Source organism: Clostridioides sp. LIBA-6622, from assembly GCF_056716095.1.
In genome coordinates this window covers 4,060,988-4,077,526 of record NZ_CP196998.1, presented here as the reverse complement: position 1 = coordinate 4,077,526, position 16,539 = coordinate 4,060,988, and the positions used below count along the sequence as shown (strand labels likewise).

Here is a 16,539-nt window from a genome sequence, read left to right as displayed (position 1 = left end):
AAAAGATAAGAATAACTTAAATCAAAAAATAGATTGGTTTAATTAACATAGATATGTATTGAGAAAATCTAAATTTAAGATGAAATAAAGTAATTAAAATTGATTATATAGATGATAAAGATAAGAACTGTGAAAATTGTTTAGATAAGGAGAAAGAGTTATGCCTAAATTAAATAGTATAAAGAAAACTTTAGTATTAGGGTCAGGGCCAATAATAATAGGTCAAGCGGCAGAGTTTGACTATTCAGGAACACAGGCTTGCCAAGCATTAAAAGAAGAGGGAATAGAAGTTGTATTAGTTAATAGTAATCCAGCTACTATAATGACTGATAAAGAGATTGCAGATAAAATATATATAGAACCTTTAACAATAGAATTTATAGAAAAAATAATAGAAAAAGAAAGACCAGATAGTTTACTTGCAGGTATGGGAGGTCAAACAGGACTTAACTTAGCTGTAGAATTACATGATGCTAGAATATTAGAAAAATACAATGTAAAAGTTATAGGAACATCTATAAACTCTATAAAGAAGGGCGAGGACAGAGACTTATTTAGAGAGGTAATGAAAGAAATAAATCAGCCAGTAATAGTTAGTGATATAGTTACAAACTTAGAAGCAGGGCTTGAATTTGCTGATAAAATAGGCTATCCAGTAGTTGTAAGACCAGCATATACATTAGGTGGAACTGGTGGAGGTATAGCCGATACTGAAGAAGAATTAAGAGAAACTCTTACACATGGATTACAATTAAGTCCAGTAGGTCAAGTTCTTCTTGAAAAGAGTATAAAAGGTTGGAAAGAAATAGAATATGAAGTAATGAGAGATGGAAATGGTAACTGTATAACTGTATGTAATATGGAAAATATAGACCCAGTTGGAGTTCATACAGGAGATAGTATAGTTGTTGCTCCAAGTCAAACTTTAAGTGATGAAGAGTATCAACTACTTAGAAAAGCATCTATAGATATAATAAATGCAATAGAAGTTCAAGGTGGTTGTAATGTCCAAATAGCGTTAAATCCACACAGCTTAGAATATGCAATAATAGAAATAAATCCAAGAGTTAGTAGGTCATCAGCATTGGCATCAAAAGCTACAGGATATCCAATCGCAAAAGTGGCAGCTAAGATAGCTCTAGGTTATACTTTAGATGAGATAGAAAATGCAGTAACTAAAAAAACATATGCTTGTTTTGAACCAACATTAGATTATGTGGTAGTAAAAATACCAAAGTGGCCATTTGATAAGTTTAGACATGCCAATAGAAAATTAGGGACTAAGATGATGGCAACTGGTGAAATAATGAGTATAGGAAGTAACTTTGAGGCTGCTATTCTTAAGGGAATAAGATCACTTGAAACAGGAAAATATTCATTAGTTCATGCTCCATCAGAAGGTAGAACATTAGAAGAGTTAAAAGCCAGAGTAGTAGTACCTGATGATGAGAGATTATTTGACTTAGCTGAAATGATAAGAAGAGGCTATAAAGTAGAAATGATTTCAGAAATAACTGGTGTTGATAAGTGGTTTATAAATAAATTTAAATGGATAGTAGAGCAAGAAGAAAAATTAAAAGTTTTAAAAATAGAAAACCTAGACAAAGAGTATTTACATGAATTGAAGAAAAAGGGATTCTCTGATAAAGGTATATCTGACTTAATGAAGATAAGCCCAGAAAAATTATATGAGTTGAGAAGTTTATATAACATACAACCAGTTTATAAAATGGTTGATACATGTGGGGGAGAGTTTGAAGCTCTATCACCTTACTATTATTCAACTTATGAGCAATATGACGAAGTAGTTGTTAGTGATAAAAGAAAAGTAATAGTACTGGGTTCTGGACCAATAAGAATAGGACAAGGTATAGAGTTTGACTATTGTTCAGTTCACTGTGTGAAATCTTTAAGAAAAATGGGAATTGAAACTATAATTGTAAACAATAACCCTGAGACAGTAAGTACAGACTTTGATACATCAGACAAGTTGTATTTTGAACCATTAACAGAAGAAGAAGTTTTAAATATAATTGAAAAAGAAAAACCAGAAGGTGTAATACTACAGTTTGGTGGACAAACAGCTATAAAATTAGCTAAGTTCTTACATGAGAAAAATATACCTATATTAGGAACAGACTTTAGAGATATAGATGCAGCAGAGGATAGAGAGAAGTTTGATGACTTATTAGAAAAGCTGGACATAAATAGACCAAAAGGAAAAGGTGTATGGACAACTAACGAAGGTATTTGGATTGCTAAGGAGTTAGGTTATCCAGTATTAGTTAGACCATCTTATGTACTTGGTGGTCAAGGTATGGAAATAACTTATAATGAAGAAAAATTAATTCAGTATCTGGATGATGCATTTGATAGAGACCATAAGAATCCAGTTCTTATAGATAAATATCTAACTGGTAGAGAAATAGAAGTCGATGCGATATGTGATAAAGAAGATATATTAATACCTGGTATAATGGAGCATTTAGAAAGAGCTGGAGTTCACTCTGGAGACAGTACAACAATGTATCCAAGTCAAAATATATCTGATGAAATAAAAGAAAAAATAGTAGAATATACTAAGAAAATGGCTTTAGAGCTTAATGTAATTGGTATGGTTAATATACAATTTATAGAATTCCAAAATGAATTATATATAATTGAGGTTAATCCTAGAGCTAGTAGAACAGTTCCATATATAAGTAAAGTTAGTGGAGTACCAATAGTTGACTTAGCGACTAAATGTATGTTAGGAGCTAAATTAAAGGATTTAGGATATGGTACAGGTGTTTACAAAGAACCAAAATTAGTATCAGTAAAAGTGCCAGTATTCTCAATGTCTAAATTAGCTAAAGTTGAAGTAAGTCTAGGACCTGAGATGAAGTCTACAGGAGAAGTTCTAGGTGTAGGAGAAAATTTAGAAGAAGCTTTATACAAAGGATTCTTAGCAGCAGGCAGACATATGTCTGATGAAAGAGGAGTAGTACTTGCTACTGTTAATAATCTTGATAAAGATGAGTTTATAGAGATAGCAAAAGATATGAAAGAGTTAGGATACACTTTTGTTGCTACAGAAGGAACAGCTAAAAGTTTAAGAGAAAATGGAATAGAGGCTGATATAGTAAATAGAATAGAAGAGCCTAGACCAAATATATTAGACGCTATAAGAAATAAACAAGTTGATATAGTTATAAATACACCAACTAAAGGAAATGACTCTACAAGAGATGGATTTAAAATGAGAAGAACAGCGATTGAGTTCTCTACTGAAATAATGACATCTTTAGATACATTAAAAGCTTTAGTAGAGGTTAAGAAGAAACATTTAAACAAAGACAACTTAAAAGTTTATAATATAGCTGAATAGAGTAAATTTATTAAACTATTTTAAAGGCGTTAGCCATAGAGGCTTTCGCCTTTTATTTTAATCAATAGATAAAGGATAAAGATGATAATCATGAATTTCTTCATGTATAAGATTTTCATATTTATCATAGGAATATTTAATTGTAACAACTATCTTATCTCCCTTAGATACATTTCTATAAAGTTTTTTGCTCTTGATAGAATAGATAGCATCTTTGTATGAGGCATTTACTATAAAAATCTCTGATTCATAATCAAATGTACCCATTATTGGATTATAGTGTTTTGAATCTTCTCTATAGCAAAAACTATCAACAGTCATTATATAAGTTCCAAATGAAATCCATTTAGTGTCTTTAAATAAATTTACTTTTTCGTTGATATATGAAACTCCTGAGGTATCAAGCAATTTTTCTAATAGCATTTTTTTATCCATATAAAAGCTCCCTTCATAATTACTATTTATAAGAATAAATAGTAATTTAAAATACATTTATTTAGCTATATATTGTAATCCTTTTCTATCTCTTTTCTTAATCTCTTAATTAAAATACTTAAGATTATTGATACAATTATTGATATTATTAACACTATAATCAGCCATGGTGGAGCTATATGACCAAAACCTCTATTAATTGTAAATGCAGTAGCTGCAAGAAGCCATCCAAATAAATTTAAAAATAAAATTCTTAAATTTGACAACTTCTTTAATAAAACTTTTTTAGGTTCTATCTTTTGCTTAAATATTGAACGTAATTCTACTGAGACTTCATTATTACCATCAAATCTTTCTATTGCCTTATTTTGTGCTTCTTCTATATCATATCCATTCTCAATAAACTCATTTGTAGAATTCATTAGATGCTCTCTTAATTCTTCTTTTAAATCTTGAATTTCTTTACTAGTATCATTTTTATATAGTGCTTCTAAATACTTTTCTATTATTTTCATAAATCTATTCAACCTCTCTTTAGAAATTTGTTCATAACATTTTGTATAAAGTTCCACTCCTGAATTTTTACTTCCAAATTTTCTTTTCCATCACCAGTTATATTGTAATACTTTCTTCTACTTCCAAGACCTTGGTCATTTCCCCAATATGATTTTATTAGGCCTTTTGATTCTAATCTTTTAAGAGATATGTAGAGAGTACTTTCCTTTAATTCAAAGCTTGTTTCATCCCTAACTACTTTTGCTATTTCATAGCCATATGAGTCTCCTTTGTTTAGTATTGATAATATTAAAGTATCAATATGACCCTTAAGCACTTCTTTATTCAAGTCCATAAATTCACCCACTTTATTTTATCATATACCTTATAATATGAGGTATATATAATTATATAATAAGACTTCCAACTTAATTTTTCAAGTATAAAGTATAAAAGACACATTAACAACCACACTATTATGGATGTGATACACATTGTTGAAAGAATATTTTTTTAATTACAGGTATTGAGGTGCATGATTATAAATTAATTATGTGAAAGTGTTTGTGTTTATAACATGCTTTATGACTCAACTTGTATCTTTGTGTCAAAAGAAATATAATAAAGCAATGAAGAATTATTTATAGGATATATAACAGCTAAGGAGACTGCTAAAAGTTGGAAAACCTATAGTATATCATTGTTCTTCTAGACACATTAAATAGGCTAGAAAAATAAGAAATACATGGTTTATTTTGGCTTAGTTACAAAATCAACTGATAAAAAATATAAAATCATTAAAATAAAGGGGGATAAAAATAAATGAAACGGATATTTTTGGTTGAGGATGATAGGGCAATTGCTAGGAACCTTATTCTTTTGTTAAATGCAGAAGGATTTACAGTAATACATGCTTCTACGAGAAATGAAGCACTTGATGAGATTGCTAAAAACAAATTTGATTTGGCACTTATTGATATTTCTTTACCTGATGGAAATGGATTTACAGTTTGTACAGAAATTAAAGAAACACGAGATATTCCTGTTATATTCCTTACAGCTTCTGGAGATGAATCAAGTGTTGTTACTGGGCTTAACATGGGTGCAGATGACTATATCACTAAACCTTTTCGTCCTCGTGAATTAATTGCAAGAATCAAAACCGCATTAAGGAAAAGTGGACGTTTTGGCTCGATTTTTGAAATCTATGGTCTTTATGTTGATACAGCAAGTGGTGTTGTGAAAAAAAATGGTGATGAAGTTTTTCTTTCAGCTTTAGAATACCGCTTATTGTTGGTATTTATTAGCAATCCTAAAAGTATTATCACAAGGGCTAAATTGCTTGATGAATTATGGGATGCAGCGGGTGAATTTGTAAATGACAATACATTGACTGTGTATATTAAACGCTTGAGGGAGAAGATAGAGAATGACCCTTCAAATCCACAAATAATTTTGACTGTTCGTGGAACAGGGTATAGATTGGGGGGAGAGTATGCTTAGGAATAGAGAATTTCTTAAGTTTACGATTTTATTCTCATTAATAACTGTTGTTACTGTAACTCTGGGATTTTCAATCAATATGGTTGCTGGAATTCTTGTAATTGTTTCTGATGTAGCTTTTGGAACTATATTTCTCATATTTACTAAGGCTCGATATAAAAGTATTGCACATATTTCAGAACAAATCGATATTGTACTTCATAATGCTGACCATATTTATATTGCCGAAGTAGATGAGGGAGAACTTTCTATTCTACAAAGTGAGATAACTAAAATGACATTGCGTATTAGGGAGCAAAACGATGCACTAAAAAAAGAAAGAAAACATCTTGCTGATTCTTTAGCTGATATTGCTCATCAACTTCGTACTCCTCTTACATCAGTAACTCTTATTCTGTCATTGTTAGAGGGTAATCCTAATGAAGATGAGCGGAAAGACTTGATACGAGAGACAGAGGAATTGCTTGTACAGGTGGATTGGTTAATCACATCTCTATTAAAGTTATCCCGATTGGATGCAGGTATTGTGGAGTTTCAAAGAGAGCAGATAGATGTAAATGACTTGATATATACTGCAATTAGACCATTTATGATTCCAATGGAATTACATAATATCGATTTACAAATAGACATGCCTAAAGATGTGATTATTCAGGGTGATTCAAGTTGGCTTTCAGAAGCAATTCAAAACATCCTCAAAAACTGTATGGAAAAGGCAGGCGATAATGGGAAGATTGAGATTATTTGTGAGGATAATACATTGTTTACAGAAATTAGTATTCATGATAGTGGAATAGGTTTTGAAAAAGATGATTTACCATTTCTATTTGACAGATTTTATCGTGGGAAAAACACAAATATGGCAGGATATGGTATTGGATTGTCTCTCTGTAAGACGATTATAGTACGTCAGGGAGGAACAATTACCGCAAAAAATCATCCAGATGGTGGTGCTATATTTGCTATACGTTTTCCAAAGTGACTAATCTCTCATCTTAAAGTCACAGAGATGTAAGCTGAAAGTTCTATTATATAGGTAAACCATAAGAAAGGAGACTTAAATAATGGAGTTTTTAAAAATTGAAAATCTATGCAAAGTCTATGGAAAAGGTGAAAATAAGGTCACTGCACTTGATAATGTTTCACTTACTATACAAAAAGGAGAATTTACAGCAATTATTGGTTCCTCTGGGTCTGGTAAATCTACATTGTTACACGCAATTGCAGGTGTAGATGTGCCAACAAGCGGAAAGATATACCTAGAGGGTCAGGACATATATGGTCAGGGAAATGAAAAATTAGCTATTTTCCGCAGACGACAGGTTGGATTGATTTATCAGTTTCACAACCTTATACCAACACTAAATGTAGTGGAAAATATTACTCTGCCTATACTTATGGATAAACGAAAGATTAACAAAGAACGACTAAATGACCTATTGGAGTTACTTGGTTTAAAGGAACGAAAAACACATTTACCAAATCAGCTTTCTGGAGGTCAGCAACAACGTGTAGCCATTGGTCGTGCTTTAATGAATGCACCAGCAGTTATGCTTGCTGATGAACCTACTGGTAGTTTAGACAGCAGAAATGGACAGGATATTATTCATCTACTGAAAGAAAGCCATAATAAATATCATCAGACACTTATTATTGTAACACATGATGAAAATATTGCCTTGCAGGCAGATAGAATTATCTGCATTGCAGATGGAAAGGTAGTGCGTGATGAAAGACAGGTGAATCGTCCATGAATATTTTCAACAAAGTTGCACTACAAGGACTGAAAAAAAATCGTACACGAACTTTTGTAACGATTATAGGTGTTGTGCTATCTGCTGCTATGATTACGGCAGTCACAACCTTTGGAGTTTCTTTGATAAACTACATGACAAAAGGTGCTATTTCGAAATATGGTGATTGGCATGTTGAGTTTTTAGATGTTGATTCATCTTTTGTCAAGAAACAGAAAAGCAATGATAAAGTTTCAAATACTACGGTATTTGAAAATGTTGGCTATTCAAAGCTTAGTGGAAACAGAAATTCAGATAAACCGTATCTTTTTATAGCTGGATTCAATAAAGAAACTTTTGATACTGTGCCTATAGATTTGATTTCTGGTAGATTACCTAAAAATAGTGGGGAAATTATTATTTCTAGTAAAGTTGCAACAGATGGTGGTGTTAAATTTGCAGTGGGTGACACTATTTCCTTAGATGTAGGTAAACGTATAAATGGGAATGAGAGGCTTGGTCAAGGTAAACCATACACTGCTGAAGGTGAAATCCTTGTATCACAGGGCAAGAGGACATATAAAGTTGTTGGTATATGTAGAAAACCCGTCTTTGAGGAATCTTCTGCTCCAGGATATACATTGATAACCAAAGCAGATTCACAATTCAAATCAGATAGCTTTAGCTTGTTTGCCACATTGAAAAATCCGAATCAAGTTCATTCCTATGTAAGTAGCACTGGAGAACATGCTTACACTTTAAATGATAATGTGTTGCGTTTCATGGGAGCTTCCGACAACAATCTGTTCAATGTCTTTTTATATTCAGTTGGCGGAATTGTGCTTGCTATTATCATGATTGGTTCAATTTTCCTAATCTATAATTCGTTTAACATGTCTTTGAATGAACGTACACAACAGTTTGGAATCCTTTCATCTGTTGGAGCAACAGCAAAGCAATTAAGGAATTCCGTATTGTTTGAAGGGATTTGTATTGGTACTATTGGTATACCAATTGGTGTTGTAGTTGGGATAGTGAGTATTGAGCTTGTAATTTCTGTTATCTCCAAAAACTTTGCAGATGTTCTATACACTAACGTCTCTCTGACCTTAACATTGTCTATTACTGCAATAATTGTTGCAGTAGCAGTCAGTATGGTTACTATCTTAATCTCAGCCTATATTCCAGCTAGAAAAGCAGCTAATACGCCAGTGATGGAGTGTATACGCCAAACAAACGAAGTAAAAGTCGAATCCAAAGCTATGAAGACATCAACTCTTGCACAACGTATTTATGGTTTGGAGGGAACTCTTGCACTGAAAAATTTTAAAAGAAATAAAAAACGCTATCGAAGTATAGTTTTATCATTAGCTTTAAGTATAGTGTTGTTTATATCGACTAGTGCTTTGGTAGGGGATTTGAAACAGATGTCGAGCCAGAAGTCAGAGGTTACTGACCATGACATTATTTTTTCCACACAAGACATGAGTGATAATGAAATGCTAAAGCTTTATGATAAAATGAAGAGTGCTAATGGTGTTTATGAAGGCTTATATCAAGAAATTATGACCTATTCATGCATTGTTAAAGGAAATAAGCTGACAGATAACTATTTACACCATGAAGGTTTGCATTCAACAAATGAAACAGTTAATCTACCAGTAGATATGCAGTTTCTTGATGATAGTACTTATCTGAATATTATCAAAGGTCTTGGGTTGAATGCAAAAGAATATACTGGGAAAAATGCAAAGATGATTGCTGTCTCTATGACTGTTGAGGATGATGATATTATTGATATATTTACAAATTCTTCTATGAATGTTACTCTTACTCCTGAAAAAGATGGTGAGTTGAAGAAAGACGAAAATAAAAATGTAAATATTACATTTGTTAAAGTAGTACCACCAGATTCTCCTCCAGGGGTAAGAAATTCTAAGAATAAGCAAGCAAGCTTCAAAGTGTTAGCTCCTTATTCAATCAAAGATAAGTTTGAGATTCTTAATGCTTCCACAGGAATTAAAAGCATGGGATTTCAATCAAAGAACCCAACTCAGTCAGTTGCAGAAATGGAGAAGATTATCGAGAGCGAGGGGATTACATCTGAGTATAATCTGTACAATATGTATGGAATGATGGATGAGAATCGCAATTACATCTTCATTGTAAATGTATTTGCCTATACTTTCATCATTATGATTTCACTTATTTCTGTTGCTAATGTCTTCAATACAATTTCTACGAATATCAAGTTACGTCGTAAAGAACTTGCCATGCTTCGTTCTGTTGGAATGTCTGAGCGTGATTTCCAAAAAATGATGAACTTTGAGTGTGTTTTTTATGGTATGAGGGCTCTACTCTTTGGACTTCCTATAGCAATAATTTCTTCATGGTTAATTCATAAAGGAATGGTTACAGATAACATTAACTTTGTGTTTCCATGGATAAGTATCGGAATCAGTGTATTTGGAGTTCTTTTTATCGTATTCATTACAATGTTGTATACTACTAGTAAGATAAAAAAAGAAAATATTATTGATGCGCTTAGAGATGATATGGCTTAATTTAAGACATATGTTAATTTGATGAAAAAATCATCCTAGGAAATGCTGTTAAAAAAGAATACTAATTTATACTTAAAAACAGGTGAGAATTGGCATTAGCTATGTTCTCGCCTGTTTTCTTACAAAATTTACTGAGAGAAGGTAATTATACTAAACATCTTAAGTCAATTTCTCTCTTTTTAACTTGTATCTGAATTTCAGTTAGAAGTTCTTCTTCATTGTTTGTAGATAAAGGGTCTATTATAGGTATTTCATATATATAATTTTCAATAGGTATTCTTTTATACTCAACATAATCAACAAGTTTCTTAAAAGCAGTATAATTTTCTTTGTAAGGTCCTTTATATGTCATACAGATAAAATCACCAGCTGAAATTTCTGTTATATATTTCTGTGATTTTGTATCAAATAAATCTCTTTCAACTGTAACAAAACTATTGTCATAAATTACTTTATCTTCCTTTAAAAATTTATCTATAGACACAAGCCCACTTACACCACCATAAAATACAGATATATTATCTTCTAATATATTTGCTATTTGTCTTCTCGAAAGTTCCATAGTTTCTTCACTACTTAACCCTTCTTCATATTCTATAGACAATATACTTCTTCTTGGAATATGTTTTCTAACTATTTTATTGACATCATCTACTTTCATACCCTTTTCCATTGTTTCTTTCTTAGTACTTAGTACTTTTTTTATAAGTTCTAATTCTTTAATTTTCTCATCCACTATATTAATTTTATTAGTTAGTAGCTTTAGAATTTCTTCATTATTTTCATCAAGCTTTGATTTAATTTCCTTTAAAGGCATACCTAGATATTTTAAGTATTTTATAATATCTAATTGTGAAAATTGGTCAATTGAGTAATATCTGTAATTGCTTTCTTGATCAACATGAACAGGTTTAAATAAATCTATTTGGTCATAGTATCGTAGTGTCTGTATACTTATTTTATGAAGTTTTGACATTTCTCCTATTGAAAACTTTTTACTCATACAATCACCTCATTTGAGATTTAAAATATATTCCATGGATATTTATCAGGTGGATGACATGTAAATTCCATTTTTTCTTTTGTAGTAGGGTGGTATAGTTCTATTTTATTAGACCAAAGAGCTATTTGTTGTCCAACTTTATTTATCTCTTTGCCATATCTTTGGTCTCCATATAATGGATGTTTTCTGCTTGCAAACTGAACCCTTATTTGATGGGAACGGCCAGTTTTCAAGTTCACTTTAACCAAATTTAGATTTTCTTTAAGGTCTAATATTTTATAGTCAAGTTCAGCTTCTTTGGCATCTTTATGACTTTTTTTCACTACAGTTACCATATTGGTCTTTTTATTCTTGTACAAAAAATCTTTTAATGTATCTTCATCAGATTTCATCTTGCCATGTACAATAGCTAGATAAGTTTTATTAAAAGTCTTATTTCTTACTTGTTCAGAAAGTCTTGATGCTGCCTTTGATGTTTTTGCAAAAACCATAACTCCACCTACTGGTCTATCCAATCTATGTATTAAACCAATATATACATTTCCAGGTTTGTTATACTTTTTTTTAATATAGTCTTTTAAAAGATTTACCATATCTTTATCATTAGTATCATCTCCCTGAGATAATATATTAACTGGTTTTTCTACAACTAGTAAATGGTTATCTTCATATATGACTTTTATCATTATTTTTTCTCCCATCTCCCAAATATACCACAAGGAAGTATCTTACCATCTCTAGAAGCTGGTATTCCTAATTCTCCACCATATATATCTCCTGCATTTGCCTTCTTGCCTATTGTTGTAGATAGTACATTTTCAAGAACTATTGGAGAAAAGCCTGTTGTATAAGAATTAATCAAGAAAAATAATGGGTCATCTGATAAAACACCCATACATAAGTCTACAAAACTATATAATTTTTCTTCTATTTGCCATACTTCTCCTTTAGGTCCCCTTCCATAAGAAGGTGGGTCCATTATTATTGCATCATATTTTTTACCTCTTCTTATTTCTCTTTCAACAAACTTTACAACATCATCTACTATAAATCTTACTGTTTGATTTTTAAGACCTGATAATTCTATATTTTCTTTTGCCCAATTAACCATACCTTTTGCTGCATCAACATGGCATACTTCCGCACCAGCAGATGCACATGCTACTGTAGCTCCACCTGTATAGGCAAATAGATTTAATACTTTTATAGGTCTGTTAGCTTTCTTTATTTTGTCTATCATCCAATCCCAGTTGGCTGCTTGTTCTGGGAACAGTCCAGTATGTTTAAATCCAGTTGGTTTAATGTGAAACTTTAAGTTTTTATAATTTATAGTCCATTGTTCAGGGTATCTTTTTTTGTGTTCCCATTGACCTCCACCTTTATTACTTCTATGATAATGTCCATGAGGGTTCTTCCATAAAGCCCATTCAGACTCCATTGGCCATACAACCTGTGGGTCTGGTCTTCTAAGTACATAATTACCCCAACGTTCTAATTTTTCTCCATTTCCCATATCTATAAGTTCATAATCTTTCCATTTATCCGCTAATAATAACATATCTTTCCTCCTATAAAATAACTCTCAATCCTATGTATTATACCACAAAATTAGTCATTTTTTGTTGTTTTAGATACTTTCTATTCTTTACATTTGATATTAACATTATTACTGCTTTAAGCATATTATATTGTATCTGATTTTTTTAATAAAAGGGGGAGGATTTTAATGGAAAATTATCAATCTACAAATACTTGTACATATAATATATTATATGTGCAATTTAATGAAGACTTTGAAAGAAGTAAGTATTTTTCTTATGATGTAAAGTATCCTATTATACACAATATTAGAAATCAATCTACTTATGTAAATCCAGCAATTTTAAATAACATAAACAATGCTGTAAGAATGACTGTGAACAATTTTAAAAATGGTTTACAGGAAGAAGAACAAGAATATAATAATGCAGCTTCTCAAAATTCACTTCCAAAACAAAGTTACTGGGTATCAACTAGTTATGCAGTTACTTTTAATAAAAATTATGTGCTAAGTATGATATTAAGTCTTATGGGGTTTGCTAATAACTCTGGACCTAAATATAATACATTGAATAATTACAATATAGATTTGACAACTGGAAAAGAACTTTTACTTGGTGATATTTTTAGAGATGGAACTGATTATATAAATATAATAACTGATTATATAAAATCTCAAATAAATGAAAATAGAGATATGTATTATTCTAACGTAGAATTGGTTATACCTGAAGACCAAGCTTTTTATCTAACAGATGATGGAATTGTTATATATTTTGGAGTAGATGAAATAGCACCTGAAAGTTTTGGAATACCTAAATTCAAGATGAAGTTTTCTGATTTTGGGAATTTTATAAACTCACGTTTTTATTGTATTTCTCCAGATATATATGTCCAATCAAGAGGAAAATCAAAGCATTTTGTAGGATAAAAATATAGATAATTCTGAGCCCTATTTTAGTATTTATACTGGAGTAGGGTTAAGATTTATCTATCTTAAATAATGTGATTTAAACTGTACTATTTATATGCGTTAATTATATAAATTTAGACATATTGATAAATATTTAAAATAGCACGATTGTTTTGTATTAAAAGTTTTAACTTTTGAATCAACAAGAGGATTATATTATTATATACATTTAAGTCACTATTTTTTTTTATACATTTGCTGATAAGCAGAGTTTTTATTGATGACCTCTACATTTAAATTGGGATTACTTACCACTTCATATAAAAAGAGTTTTCCTAATTTTAATCTGATATTCATCTCCAACCTGTTCCATTCATAGCCTTTGAACAATTCTTTTAATAAAAAAACTTCGCCACAATTGATGTTTTTTAATTCATCTATTGCTTCTTTTAACAGACTATTCATATTATTTCCTCCAATTTGTATAAACTCATTAATTTCATTATATTGGTAATTTTTGACATAGTCAAACAAATTATAAAGGAATTATTATGGTGTCAAAAGTTAACAGTATTGACACCAAAAAACCATTTTAGTAAAATGGATAAAGATGATTAGATACAAGCCTCTGGGCAACTTCTGTACTAAATATTTATGTTAGGAAGTGATTATTATTATATATGGATATTGTCGTGTAAGTACAAAAAATCAAACAGATAACAATAGTCTTTATCAGCAACAACAAGAAATATTGAGTAAATATAACGATGCCAAGATAATAAAAGAAACTTATACAGGTACTACTACAAATAGACCTAAGTTTGAAAAAGTTATATCATCTTTAAAAAAGGGAGACTTACTTGTTGCAACTAAATTAGATAGACTAGCTAGAAGTACATCAGAAGGAATACAATTAATAGAAGGATTGTTCGCTAAAGAAGTAAGTGTTCATATTTTAAATATAGGACTCTTAGAAAATACTTCAATGGGAAAGTTCTTTCTAACTACATTACTTGCAGTTGCAGAACTTGAAAGAAATATGATAATAGAGCGTACTCAATTAGGTAAGGAATTTGCTAGAAAGAAAAAGGATTTTAAAGATGGTAGACCAAAGAAATATAGTAATCAACAGATACAATATGCATTAGGATTATTAAACTCGAAACCATATAGAGAGGTTGTGAAGATGACTGGAATTTCTAAAAGCACACTTATTCGTGCAAAGAAATCAATATGATAGAGGTATAATTTATGAAAAATTATAGGTATAAATAACTAAAGATGTTTATACCTATAACTAATAGTATTTAAAATTATAATACATAAAAGATTCTTAAAGTTTTTGTAAAATATTTTTTATATTATATAATTTTACTGTTAGGATATGTATGATTAAAGATATTAAGTAATATTAAAATATTTAACTATAGTATATCTATAAAGAGATAATAAATCTTTAAAAATTTATGTGTTATATAAAAAATTAATGATTTATGTAATTAGTTAAGGAACAACATAAAAATAGGTATATCTTGGAGTGACATTAGTTATTCTAAGGTATACCTATTTTTGTGCTAAATATTTTAAACATTGTAAAAAAAATATCAAAAACATATTGACTCTATAGTTACTATAGAGTTTATAATTAGAACTGTAAAAAGACAAAATAAATGTCAGATTTTTAGAAATTATAACAAATATAAAAGTATACTTAAATAATTTGTATTAAGATTAAGCTAAATTGGTGAAATTTGGCAGGGAAAACGTTGTATAAATAAGTCAAACCAGGAGGGAATTAAAATGAGTAATAATATTAATCAAGATTTGGAGACAAAAATAATACATTGGGGACACAGTGCAGATCCAACGACTGGTGCATTAGCTACACCAATATGTCAAACAGCAACATTTGCAGCAAAGACAGTAGAGCATTTTGAAGAGTTATGTATGACATGGGGATATGTATATACAAGAGAATGTAATCCTACACTTACAGAATTAGAGGCTAAATTAGCTATGCTTGAAAATGCAGAAAGTGCTATATCTAGTACATCAGGTATGGGGGCAATAACCTCTACTATATTAGCATTAGTAAAAAGTGGGGACCACATAGTTAGTTCAGATGGGATATTCTCACATACTAAATTATTTATGTCTGAATTATTATCTAAATTTGGAGTTGAAGTTACATTTGTAGATGCAGTAAGTCCACAAAACATAAAAGATGCAATGAAACCAAACACTAAGATAGTTTATATAGAAAGCCCTTTAAATCCATCATTAGATTTAGTAGATATAAAAACAATAGCAGAAATTGCTCATGAGAATAAGAGCTTAGCTATTGTTGACAGTACTTTTGGTACACCAATTATACAAAGACCAATAGATTTAGGTGCAGATTTAGTAATACATAGTCTTACAAAATTTATAAATGGACATGGGGATACTTTAGGGGGAGCAGTAGCAGGTTCAAAAGAATTAATAGATTTAGTTAGATGGCCAAGTTTATGTTGTTTTACAGGAGCATCTTTACCACCAATGAGTGCATGGATGATTCTAAGAGGTATGAAAACGTTAGATATGAGAATGAAAAAGCATTGTGAAAATGGATTAGCAGTAGCAGAGTTTTTAGAGCAAGAAGAAAGTGTGGAGTTAGTAAAATATCCAGCACTAAAATCTCATCCTCAATATGAGCTTTGTAAAACTCAAATGAATGGTTTAGGTGGAGGTGTAGTTTCATTTAAACTAAAAGATGGTATCAATGGTTTGACAAGAGACCAAGCTAGTAGAAGATTAATGAACTCTTTAGAACTTGCAACAATAGCAACAAGTTTAGGAGAAGAGCATACATTAGTTCAAATGAATGGAGAAAATCTAATAAGAATAGCTGTAGGATTAGAATCTTCAAATGATATAATAAAAGATTTTAAACAAGCAATAGAAAAACTAAAATAAAATTATATGAATAAAATTATAAATAAAAAATT

15 protein-coding genes are annotated in these 16,539 nt (G+C 30.4%); 8 read left to right on the top strand and 7 right to left on the bottom strand.

Going from position 1 to position 16,539, the window contains the following annotated elements:
* Nucleotides 1-160: 160 nt before the first annotated feature.
* A complete protein-coding gene (gene carB, locus ACTG47_RS19020) occupies nt 161-3,367 on the top strand; it encodes a carbamoyl-phosphate synthase large subunit (RefSeq protein ID WP_479925695.1) in 3,207 nt (1,068 codons plus the stop codon).
* 57 nt (nt 3,368-3,424) lie between these two features.
* Here carB and ACTG47_RS19015 read toward each other — a convergent pair whose 3' ends face one another.
* The 3 genes from ACTG47_RS19015 to ACTG47_RS19005 form a co-directional block, all read right to left on the bottom strand.
* Nucleotides 3,425-3,802 (bottom strand): DNA polymerase III subunit delta, encoded by a 378-nt coding sequence (locus ACTG47_RS19015; protein ID WP_479925694.1) that lies wholly within the window; start codon nt 3,800-3,802, stop codon nt 3,425-3,427.
* A 65-nt stretch (nt 3,803-3,867) separates the two neighbouring features.
* The gene (locus tag ACTG47_RS19010) at nt 3,868-4,317 is read right to left on the bottom strand and encodes a permease prefix domain 1-containing protein (protein WP_479925693.1); all 450 of its coding nucleotides are present in this window, start codon (nt 4,315-4,317) and stop codon (nt 3,868-3,870) included.
* A gap of 8 nt (nt 4,318-4,325) precedes the next feature.
* Nucleotides 4,326-4,652, bottom strand: coding sequence for a PadR family transcriptional regulator (locus ACTG47_RS19005; RefSeq protein ID WP_479925692.1), 327 nt, complete (start codon nt 4,650-4,652; stop codon nt 4,326-4,328).
* A 467-nt stretch (nt 4,653-5,119) separates the two neighbouring features.
* Here ACTG47_RS19005 and ACTG47_RS19000 point away from each other — a divergent pair, with 467 nt between their 5' ends.
* The 4 genes from ACTG47_RS19000 to ACTG47_RS18985 all read left to right on the top strand — a co-directional run bounded on the left by ACTG47_RS19000 (nt 5,120) and on the right by ACTG47_RS18985 (nt 10,097).
* The gene (locus ACTG47_RS19000) at nt 5,120-5,800 is read left to right on the top strand and encodes a response regulator transcription factor (protein ID WP_479925691.1); all 681 of its coding nucleotides are present in this window, start codon (nt 5,120-5,122) and stop codon (nt 5,798-5,800) included.
* A 274-nt stretch (nt 5,801-6,074) separates the two neighbouring features.
* Nucleotides 6,075-6,782, top strand: coding sequence for a sensor histidine kinase (locus tag ACTG47_RS18995; RefSeq protein WP_479925690.1), 708 nt, complete (start codon nt 6,075-6,077; stop codon nt 6,780-6,782).
* An 82-nt stretch (nt 6,783-6,864) separates the two neighbouring features.
* Complete coding sequence (locus ACTG47_RS18990) at nt 6,865-7,554, top strand: ABC transporter ATP-binding protein (protein ID WP_479925689.1); 690 nt, start codon at nt 6,865-6,867, stop codon at nt 7,552-7,554.
* The gene (locus ACTG47_RS18985; RefSeq protein WP_479925688.1) at nt 7,551-10,097 is read left to right on the top strand and encodes an ABC transporter permease; all 2,547 of its coding nucleotides are present in this window, start codon (nt 7,551-7,553) and stop codon (nt 10,095-10,097) included. The genes ACTG47_RS18990 and ACTG47_RS18985 overlap by 4 nt, the downstream gene beginning before the upstream one ends.
* 145 nt (nt 10,098-10,242) lie before the next feature.
* Here the strand turns inward: ACTG47_RS18985 and ACTG47_RS18980 are convergent, their stop codons facing one another.
* From ACTG47_RS18980 to ACTG47_RS18970, 3 genes are read right to left on the bottom strand one after another with little or no spacing between them, the layout of a single operon-like run.
* Complete coding sequence (locus tag ACTG47_RS18980; RefSeq protein WP_054272013.1) at nt 10,243-11,100, bottom strand: MerR family transcriptional regulator; 858 nt, start codon at nt 11,098-11,100, stop codon at nt 10,243-10,245.
* A 20-nt stretch (nt 11,101-11,120) separates the two neighbouring features.
* On the bottom strand, nt 11,121-11,786 hold the full coding sequence (locus ACTG47_RS18975) for an RluA family pseudouridine synthase (RefSeq protein WP_479925687.1): 666 nt from the start codon (nt 11,784-11,786) through the stop codon (nt 11,121-11,123).
* Nucleotides 11,786-12,658 carry a class I SAM-dependent methyltransferase gene (locus ACTG47_RS18970; RefSeq protein WP_479925686.1) on the bottom strand — a complete coding sequence of 291 codons (873 nt, stop codon included), beginning with the start codon at nt 12,656-12,658 and terminating at the stop codon, nt 11,786-11,788. The genes ACTG47_RS18975 and ACTG47_RS18970 overlap by 1 nt, the downstream gene beginning before the upstream one ends.
* A gap of 168 nt (nt 12,659-12,826) precedes the next feature.
* Between ACTG47_RS18970 and ACTG47_RS18965 the strand changes: the two genes are divergently transcribed.
* On the top strand, nt 12,827-13,570 hold the full coding sequence (locus ACTG47_RS18965) for a DUF3298 and DUF4163 domain-containing protein (RefSeq protein ID WP_479925685.1): 744 nt from the start codon (nt 12,827-12,829) through the stop codon (nt 13,568-13,570).
* Nucleotides 13,571-13,789: 219 nt separating this feature from the next.
* Here the strand turns inward: ACTG47_RS18965 and ACTG47_RS18960 are convergent, their stop codons facing one another.
* Nucleotides 13,790-14,017 (bottom strand): single-stranded DNA-binding protein, encoded by a 228-nt coding sequence (locus ACTG47_RS18960; protein WP_021386506.1) that lies wholly within the window; start codon nt 14,015-14,017, stop codon nt 13,790-13,792.
* Between the two features lie 202 nt (nt 14,018-14,219).
* On the opposite strand from ACTG47_RS18960, the gene ACTG47_RS18955 reads away from it, so the two are divergent.
* Nucleotides 14,220-14,789, top strand: coding sequence for a recombinase family protein (locus ACTG47_RS18955; protein WP_074178786.1), 570 nt, complete (start codon nt 14,220-14,222; stop codon nt 14,787-14,789).
* A gap of 563 nt (nt 14,790-15,352) precedes the next feature.
* Nucleotides 15,353-16,507, top strand: coding sequence for a trans-sulfuration enzyme family protein (locus ACTG47_RS18950; RefSeq protein WP_479925684.1), 1,155 nt, complete (start codon nt 15,353-15,355; stop codon nt 16,505-16,507).
* Nucleotides 16,508-16,539: the final 32 nt, after the last annotated feature.

Bases quoted from the DNA above. Each gene is read 5' to 3' on its own strand.
- carB (WP_479925695.1), top strand. From the start codon at position 161: ATGCCTAAATTAAATAGTATAAAGAAAACTTTAGTATTAGGGTCAGGG.
- ACTG47_RS19015 (WP_479925694.1), bottom strand. From the start codon at position 3,802: ATGGATAAAAAAATGCTATTAGAAAAATTGCTTGATACCTCAGGAGTT.
- ACTG47_RS19010 (WP_479925693.1), bottom strand. From the start codon at position 4,317: ATGAAAATAATAGAAAAGTATTTAGAAGCACTATATAAAAATGATACT.
- ACTG47_RS19005 (WP_479925692.1), bottom strand. From the start codon at position 4,652: ATGGACTTGAATAAAGAAGTGCTTAAGGGTCATATTGATACTTTAATA.
- ACTG47_RS19000 (WP_479925691.1), top strand. From the start codon at position 5,120: ATGAAACGGATATTTTTGGTTGAGGATGATAGGGCAATTGCTAGGAAC.
- ACTG47_RS18995 (WP_479925690.1), top strand. From the start codon at position 6,075: ATGACATTGCGTATTAGGGAGCAAAACGATGCACTAAAAAAAGAAAGA.
- ACTG47_RS18990 (WP_479925689.1), top strand. From the start codon at position 6,865: ATGGAGTTTTTAAAAATTGAAAATCTATGCAAAGTCTATGGAAAAGGT.
- ACTG47_RS18985 (WP_479925688.1), top strand. From the start codon at position 7,551: ATGAATATTTTCAACAAAGTTGCACTACAAGGACTGAAAAAAAATCGT.
- ACTG47_RS18980 (WP_054272013.1), bottom strand. From the start codon at position 11,100: ATGAGTAAAAAGTTTTCAATAGGAGAAATGTCAAAACTTCATAAAATA.
- ACTG47_RS18975 (WP_479925687.1), bottom strand. From the start codon at position 11,786: ATGATAAAAGTCATATATGAAGATAACCATTTACTAGTTGTAGAAAAA.
- ACTG47_RS18970 (WP_479925686.1), bottom strand. From the start codon at position 12,658: ATGTTATTATTAGCGGATAAATGGAAAGATTATGAACTTATAGATATG.
- ACTG47_RS18965 (WP_479925685.1), top strand. From the start codon at position 12,827: ATGGAAAATTATCAATCTACAAATACTTGTACATATAATATATTATAT.
- ACTG47_RS18960 (WP_021386506.1), bottom strand. From the start codon at position 14,017: ATGAATAGTCTGTTAAAAGAAGCAATAGATGAATTAAAAAACATCAAT.
- ACTG47_RS18950 (WP_479925684.1), top strand. From the start codon at position 15,353: ATGAGTAATAATATTAATCAAGATTTGGAGACAAAAATAATACATTGG.